The sequence below is a fragment of the Paraburkholderia sp. SIMBA_027 genome, assembly GCF_046535315.1.
Lineage (GTDB): Bacteria > Pseudomonadota > Gammaproteobacteria > Burkholderiales > Burkholderiaceae > Paraburkholderia > Paraburkholderia tropica.
This window is the reverse complement of the sequence record NZ_JAWRWY010001742.1, coordinates 1-230: the sequence shown is the minus strand read 5'-3', so window position 1 is coordinate 230 and position 230 is coordinate 1. Positions and strand designations below refer to the sequence as shown.

Sequence of the window (230 nt, the reverse complement as noted above, 5' to 3'; positions counted from 1 at the left end):
CACCAGGATGTCCCGGTGAAAATGCATGGTTACCTTGGGCACTCCGGTGGTGCCCGAGGTCGGACCCAATAGGGCAACGTCGTCAGCGGAGGTGTCCACTGCTGTGAACTTCCCGCTCTTGTGGCCGCAGCGCGAGACGAGGTCGCCGTCGTCGTCGAATCCTTTGCCGGCTCCGTACGTCAGGACGGTGACATCATCCCCGGCAGCTACCGCGAGCTCGTCCCGGAAAC

1 protein-coding gene is annotated in these 230 nt (G+C 63.5%); it reads right to left on the bottom strand.

Translation table 11 applies throughout. The features are described from left to right. On the bottom strand, positions 1-230 hold a 230-nt coding region (locus tag SB764_RS45130), incomplete at both ends, for an AMP-binding protein (protein ID WP_410867452.1).